This is a genomic window from Planctomycetaceae bacterium (assembly GCA_039680605.1).
Taxonomy (GTDB): domain Bacteria; phylum Planctomycetota; class Phycisphaerae; order SM23-33; family SM23-33; genus JAJFUU01.
This window is the reverse complement of record JBDKTA010000042.1, coordinates 49,136-55,358: the sequence shown is the minus strand read 5'-3', so window position 1 is coordinate 55,358 and position 6,223 is coordinate 49,136. Positions and strand designations below refer to the sequence as shown.

The 6,223-nt window shown below is 65.3% G+C and carries 5 protein-coding genes; 2 read left to right on the top strand and 3 right to left on the bottom strand.

The genetic code is table 11. From position 1 onward, the window contains the following. The first annotated feature begins 168 nt into the window (after positions 1 to 168). Positions 169 to 591 carry an acyltransferase gene (locus ABFD92_12270; GenBank protein MEN6505311.1) on the top strand — a complete coding sequence of 141 codons (423 nt, stop codon included), beginning with the start codon at positions 169 to 171 and terminating at the stop codon, positions 589 to 591. Positions 592 to 599: 8 nt separating this feature from the next. Here ABFD92_12270 and ABFD92_12265 read toward each other — a convergent pair whose 3' ends face one another. Then, positions 600 to 2,117 carry an alpha-L-arabinofuranosidase C-terminal domain-containing protein gene (locus tag ABFD92_12265; GenBank protein ID MEN6505310.1) on the bottom strand — a complete coding sequence of 506 codons (1,518 nt, stop codon included), beginning with the start codon at positions 2,115 to 2,117 and terminating at the stop codon, positions 600 to 602. A gap of 91 nt (positions 2,118 to 2,208) precedes the next feature. On the opposite strand from ABFD92_12265, the gene ABFD92_12260 reads away from it, so the two are divergent. Further along, positions 2,209 to 4,386: a pyruvate formate lyase family protein gene (locus tag ABFD92_12260; protein MEN6505309.1), complete on the top strand. Its 2,178-nt coding sequence runs from the start codon at positions 2,209 to 2,211 to the stop codon at positions 4,384 to 4,386. Positions 4,387 to 4,479: 93 nt separating this feature from the next. Here the strand turns inward: ABFD92_12260 and ABFD92_12255 are convergent, their stop codons facing one another. Then, positions 4,480 to 5,658 (bottom strand): class I SAM-dependent rRNA methyltransferase, encoded by a 1,179-nt coding sequence (locus ABFD92_12255; protein ID MEN6505308.1) that lies wholly within the window; start codon positions 5,656 to 5,658, stop codon positions 4,480 to 4,482. After that, on the bottom strand, positions 5,651 to 6,154 hold the full coding sequence (locus ABFD92_12250; protein MEN6505307.1) for a hypothetical protein: 504 nt from the start codon (positions 6,152 to 6,154) through the stop codon (positions 5,651 to 5,653). The genes ABFD92_12255 and ABFD92_12250 overlap by 8 nt, the downstream gene beginning before the upstream one ends. Positions 6,155 to 6,223 lie beyond the last annotated feature (69 nt).

Genomic DNA, 6,223 nt, shown 5'->3' with positions numbered 1-6,223 from the left:
AACCTGCCGTCGAGGATGAAGATCATGCCCCCGCCGCTGACTGCTTCGTAGCGATGTAGTGAAGACTTTCAGGGCGCTGCCCTTGATAATAAAGCACTTACGTCGCCAACTGCGGAAGTTGGGTTAGGCTTGTTCAGCAACCACTTGGGGCTTGCAGGAAATCCGGCCGTGGAACTTAAACTGGGAAAGACGGCTCAGTGCCGGTTTGGAGAAAATGTGCGGTTGAGCAAGGGCTTAATCATTCACTGTGGCGGCGAGTTGACTATCGGTGATAATACTTTCTTGAATCCAGGAACGATGATACTTTGTTCCACTCACGTCGCGATCGGCCCAAATTGTGCTATCTCGTGGCTTGTACAGATAACCGACTCGGATATTCATGGCATTACAGGCAGGCCTCGCAGCCTTCCGATAAAGATCGGCGCGCATGTGTGGATCGGAGCCCATGCCAAGATCCTCAAAGGCGTCACCATCGGAGACGGGGCGGTCATCGGCGCCGGCGCCGTTGTCACGAAGGATGTCCCTGCCCGCACCGTTGCGGCCGGCAATCCGGCTCGCGTCGTCGCTGAAGACATCTCCTGGGAATTTTGATTGCCCACTTACGACAAGTCGCCTTCCAGCACAACCAGCGAGGTGGGAGGCAGACCAATCTTGCCGCCCGGGGCGATGTCGAACGGCTGGGGCACAACGGCCGTCGGATTCTCAAAACTGTTCTGGGCGTCGATGTCGCAGTGCGTCAACAGCCGCCCGCGCATCGGGCCGATACGACAGCCAAGCACGTCGGTTGTCAGTTCGTGAGCGTTGGTCACGTCGCGATTGGCGACGTTGAGCACGAGCGTCTTGCCGTCTTCGCTGACGCTGGCGGACACATCGAGATAAGGCACTTCCGGGAAGAACTCGCCCTTGTACGTCGGTGCGTCGGCCCAGGCGTCGACGGACCAGCGGCCGCGGTTGGGCAGGAACATCTCCTGCGCGTACGAGATGGTCTGGCGGAAGAAGTCGGCCGTGCCGGGCCTGGCCATCAGGGCAGGCAGCACGTTGACGAGTTGTGCCATGTTGGCCAGCGTGGCCACGTCGGCATTGCGGATGAACGCGTTGAAGTACGCCGCTACCAGCAGGGCGTCGGAGAGGGTGTACGGCTTGGCCAGCGCGGCCGCCGGATCGCCGCCCCAGCAGCGGTACCAAGGGTTGTACTCCGTCAGCGCCGCGCCAAATTGCCGCTCGAGGGAGCCCTTGCGGTGCTGCACCAGGCGGATGGCCGACCGCATGACACCAAAGGCTTCCTCGACCTCCATCATGTACTCGCTCAGGCGCAGGTGCGTCTTGACCGGGCCCAGGTCCTTCCAGCTCGGCCCAGCCCCGAAGCCGCTGCGTCCCATCAGCCCGATGTAGTGGTGCATGCTGATGTAGTCGCCCATGCCCCAGAGCTCCTCGACGACCTTGCGGTTCCAGTCGGCGTGGGCGTGGTTCAGCGGGAAGTGCGACCCAGCCAGCACGAGCTTGACCGACGGGTCGATGTGCTTGATCGCCCGGCAATACTCGCGGGTGCGGCGGATGTAATCCTCGGGGGTCTCGGCGTGGCCAAACTCCCAGTTGCCGCTGATTTCGTTGCCCAGGGCCCAGTACTTGACGTTGTGCGGCTGGTCATGCCCGTTGGCGCGGCGCAGGTCCGCCCAGCGGCTGCCCGATGGCACGTTGCAGTACTCGACCCAGTCGCGGGCCTCCTCGGGCGTGCCCGAGCCCATGTTGACGCAGATGAACGGTTCGGCGCCGACCTTGCGGCACCACAGGACGAACTCATCCGTGCCGAACTCGTTATTGGCCGGCCATTCCTCTTTGCGGTAAAGCGTCCTTGGCCGCTGAGCCCGCGGCCCCACGCCGTCTTTCCAGTGGTAAAACGGCGCGAAGCACCCGCCGGGAAACCGCACGATCGAGATGCCCATGGCCCGCGCCGCCGCGATCACGTCGGTGCGGAACCCGTCGGCGTCTGCCGCCGGGCTCGACGGGTCGTACACGCCGCCGTAGATGCACGTGTTGAGGTTCTCGATGAAGCTGCCGAAAATGTGCGGATGCACCCGGCCGATTCGTCGCCGCGGATTGATAATGACGCTGGTCATGGGGCTCATAATACACACCCTCCTGCCGACAACCAACGCAACGTCGGGTATAATGTGCCACCGCATCCGGCGGCGGACTGGAAAAGGACCCATGAGCATCAATCCTCTGGAATACTTTGCCTTCTCGCGAGAGCACGCACGCGCGCTGCTCGACTGCGCTGGGCCCGATGAAGCCCTCGGCCGCGCGCTGGGCGCCGAGTTTGCCGCGCGCCAGCCGATCGTCGCCGGCGACGATGTGCTGGCGGCCATGCCGCACTCACGGTCACTGGTGTCGCTGAGCATAGGCGGGTTGGGCTGCGCGTGGGAAGTGCCTCAGGAATTGCGTGGCAGCGAGTGGGAGAACGAGGCCCGCGAGACCATCGCGCTATGGAACCCGCGCACCACCGGGGCCGTGTTCAACCAGGTTCGCCTGGAGCAGTTCACCCCCGCAGAGCTGCAGACGCTCTCCGAGCCGTCGCTGGGCTGGGGCGGCGTCTGGGGCGGGCACGCGATTCTCGGCTACGACCGCGTCCTGCGCGACGGGATCAGCGGCCTCAAGGCCTGGATCGCCGCCCACGCCTCGCGCGCCGCGGCCGTCAGCGCCGACTGGTATGCGGCGCTGCTTCACATATGCGACGGCATCTCGGCGTATATCGCCCATCACGCCGCAGCCGCGGAGAAGCTCGGTCTGCAGCGCATCGCCGACGCCTGCCGCCACATCAGCAGCGAGCGGCCTCGCGACTTTTTCGAGGCGGTCCAACTGTTCTGGATGATCCATGCCCTCGACGGCACGGACTCGCCCGGTCGCATCGACCAGTTCCTGCATCCGTATTACATGAGGCTGGCTGACAGCCCCGCCGTGCGGCAGCGGCTGGCGTGGCCGATCCTCGACGCGCTGTGGAAGAAGTTCATCGCCTGCCGAAGCTGGAACGTGTGCCTGGGCGGCCAGACTCCCGACGGGCGCGACGCGGCCAACGAGTTGACGTACCTCTTTCTGGACCTTCAGGCCCAGCACGGCCGCGAGGCGCCGAACCTTTCGGTGCGGTTGTTCTCCGGCAGCGATCCGGCGCTGATGGCGCGCTGCGTGAAGGTCATCGCCGGCGGCTCGGGCATGCCGGCTCTTTATAACGACGAGGTGCTCGTGCCGGCGCTGTGCGAGTTGGGCATCCCGCTCGAACACGCCCGCAACTACGCCATGAACGGCTGCGCGCAGGTCGACATCCAGGGCCTGAGCCACATGGGCCTCGAAGACGGCGAGTTGAACCTGGCCAAATGCCTGGAGCTTGCCCTGCACGCCGGGCGCAGCGCCGTCACGGGCAAACTCGTCGGCGCCGAAACGCTGCCGGCCGACCAGATCGCGGACATGGCGACTCTCCAGACCCAGCTCGCGCGGCAGATCGAGCATGTGACGGGAATCCTCACGCGCCACGCCAACCTCTTTCAGCAGACGCACGCGCGGACCGGCCCGCACCTCTTCCGCTCGCTGTTCATCGAGCCGTGCATCGAGCGGGGGCGCGACATCAAACGCGGCGGGCCGCTCTACAATCACGGACAGTTCCTCACCCAGGGCATCGCCAACACGGGCGATTCACTGGCCGCCATCGATGAACTGGTCTTCAAGCGGCGGCACCTGACGCTGGCGGAACTGGTCGCCGTGCTGGATCGCGACTGGTCCGACCACGAGCCGCTGCGACAGGAAGCCGCCCGTCGCGTGGGCAAGTTCGGCAACGACATCGAGAGCGTAGACGCCTGCGCCGCCTGGGCGCTGGAGTGCTACTTCCGCTGCCTGCGGCGCATCGGCACGTGGCGTGGCGGGTCGTACAGCGGCGGCGTGATCGTCTTCAACCGCGCCATCGGGTATGGGCAGGGTCTGGGCGCGACAGCCGACGGACGCCACACGGGCAAGCCTGTGGCCGACTCGATCGGGGCGGCACAGGGCGCCGATGTGTCGGGGCCCACCTCGCTGCTGCGATCGGTGGCACGTCTGCCGCAGAATCTTGGGACCAGCGCGATGTGCCTCAACGTCAAGCTCAGCCCGTCGATCTTCGACCATGGCCGCGGCGAGGAAGGCTATCGTAAGGTCGCCGACTTGTTCGCCACGTACTTCCGCCTGGGCGGGCAGCAACTCCAAGTCAACGTCGTCGGGCGCGAGACGCTGCTGGCCGCCCAGCAGGACCCCACCGCACATGAAAACCTGGTGGTTCGCGTGGGCGGGTTCTGCGCGAAGTTCACGTCCCTCGACCGCACGCAACAAGACGACATCATCATCCGCACGACGCAGGATGCATAGTGGGGATTGCGGATTGGGGATTTCGGATTGCGGATTAAAGAACAATTCGATATTCCTAATCCGAAATCCGCAATCGCAAATCCGAAATCAGAATCATTCCACCCGCGCCCAGATGGCCTTGAGGTACGAACTCTGCGGAGCGTCGGCCATCACCGGGTGATCTGCCCCCGCGCCGCTGCTCCGGAAGATCTGCACGCCGCGCCGGGCCATGTGCGAGGCCCGGGCGACGACCTCGATGAATTGATCGAGGCCCACCAGCCCGCTGCACGAACACGTCAGCAGCACCCCGCCGGGTGCGACGACGCCGGCCGCCAGCGAGTTCAGGTCGCGGTATTTCCGCAGGCCGCGTTCCATCTCCTCGCGCGAGGGCACGAACTTGGACGGGTCGAGCACCACCACGTCCCACTGTCGCTTGTCGCGCTGCGCCAGGCGCAGGAACTCGAAGGCGTCGGACTGCTTGAGGTCGAACTTCAGGCGGTTGTGCTTCATGTTACGCTTCGCTGTCGCAAGAGCGCCCTCGTCGATATCGACAGCGGTCACGCTGGCGGCTTTGCCGACGCCTGCGGCGTAGCATGAGAACCCCGCACTGTAGCAGCAGCAGTCCAGCACGCTCTTGCCGGCGGTGAAGTCGGTCAGCGCCAGGCGGTTGTCGCGCTGGTCGCAGAAGAATCCGGTCTTGTGCCCGCCGGAAAGATCCACCTCGAACTTGACGCCGTTTTCGGTGATCGTCGTGACGCGCCCTTCGGCCGGCGGCGGCAGGCGGAAGCCTTCCAGGCGGCAGATCTCGTCGTCGGCGCGGACGACGAACTCCTCGACGCCCGGGCACGCCGCGGCGATGGCGGCCTGGATCGGCTCCAGGCGGCGGAACATCGCCTTGCTGAACAACTCGATCGCGACGTACTTGCCGAACCGGTCAGCCACCAGGCCGCTCAGGCCGTCGCCCTCGGAATGCACCAGGCGATAGGCGTCGGTCGTTTCATCCAGGCCCAGCAGCTCGCGCCGCAGCGCCACCGCCCGCGAAATCCGCCGCGGCACGACCGACTCGTCGACGCCCTCGGGGCCGAAACTCACCATCCGCAGGGCGATCTGCGAACGCGAGTTGTAGAACCCAAAGCCGAAGGGCTTTCCGTTCTTGTCCATGACGGCCACCAGGTCGCCGTCCTTGGTGCGGTTGTCGACGAAGCCGACCATATTGCGGAAGAGGAAGGGGCCGTATTCAGCGTATTTCAGCCGCACCACCGGCAGGCGTGATAGGTCGTGTCGCTCAGTCATGATCCTCTTTCACCAGCTCGTAGAGCCCGTGCCCGATGTACTTGAGCCTTCCCTGCCGCACGAGCTCCCGCCAGACCTCGGCGGGAAACTCCGTCGGCGGGGCGATCGCGTGCGACGTGCGGCTGTCGACGCCCTTGGTCAGCGGGCTGTGGCCGAGCTTCGATTCCTCGTCGAGCATCGTCAGCGAGACGCGCTTCTTGAAGGCCTTGATGGCCCGGCGGCAGGTCTCGGGGTCCGGCGGTTCGCCGCCGTCGCCAGCCGCGGGCGCTTCGCCGCCGGGGCCGGCGGGCGCTCGGAGCTGATCGATCAGCGCCGCGGCGCCGGTCACGTCGCGCATCCCCACCACGTGCGTGACGCGCGGCTTGGGCAGGTCGGTCTGCTGCAGAAGTTTGAAGACCTGCTTCCACTGATCGCCCGCCCGCCGCGGATCGTCAAACCCGCGAATGGCCTCCATCAGTTCGTCCAGTTTCGCCAGCACTGCCGGGTCGCAGTTCATGTTAGAACCTTCCATGGGGCAAAGACGACTATGTTATCGCAGCATTGCCGCCCGGCCACAAGAGCGGGC

Coding starts and splice junctions, on each gene's coding strand:
- ABFD92_12265 (MEN6505310.1), bottom strand. CDS start 2,117: ATGACCAGCGTCATTATCAATCCGCGGCGACGAATCGGCCGGGTGCAT.
- ABFD92_12260 (MEN6505309.1), top strand. CDS start 2,209: ATGAGCATCAATCCTCTGGAATACTTTGCCTTCTCGCGAGAGCACGCA.
- ABFD92_12255 (MEN6505308.1), bottom strand. CDS start 5,658: ATGACTGAGCGACACGACCTATCACGCCTGCCGGTGGTGCGGCTGAAA.
- ABFD92_12250 (MEN6505307.1), bottom strand. CDS start 6,154: ATGAACTGCGACCCGGCAGTGCTGGCGAAACTGGACGAACTGATGGAG.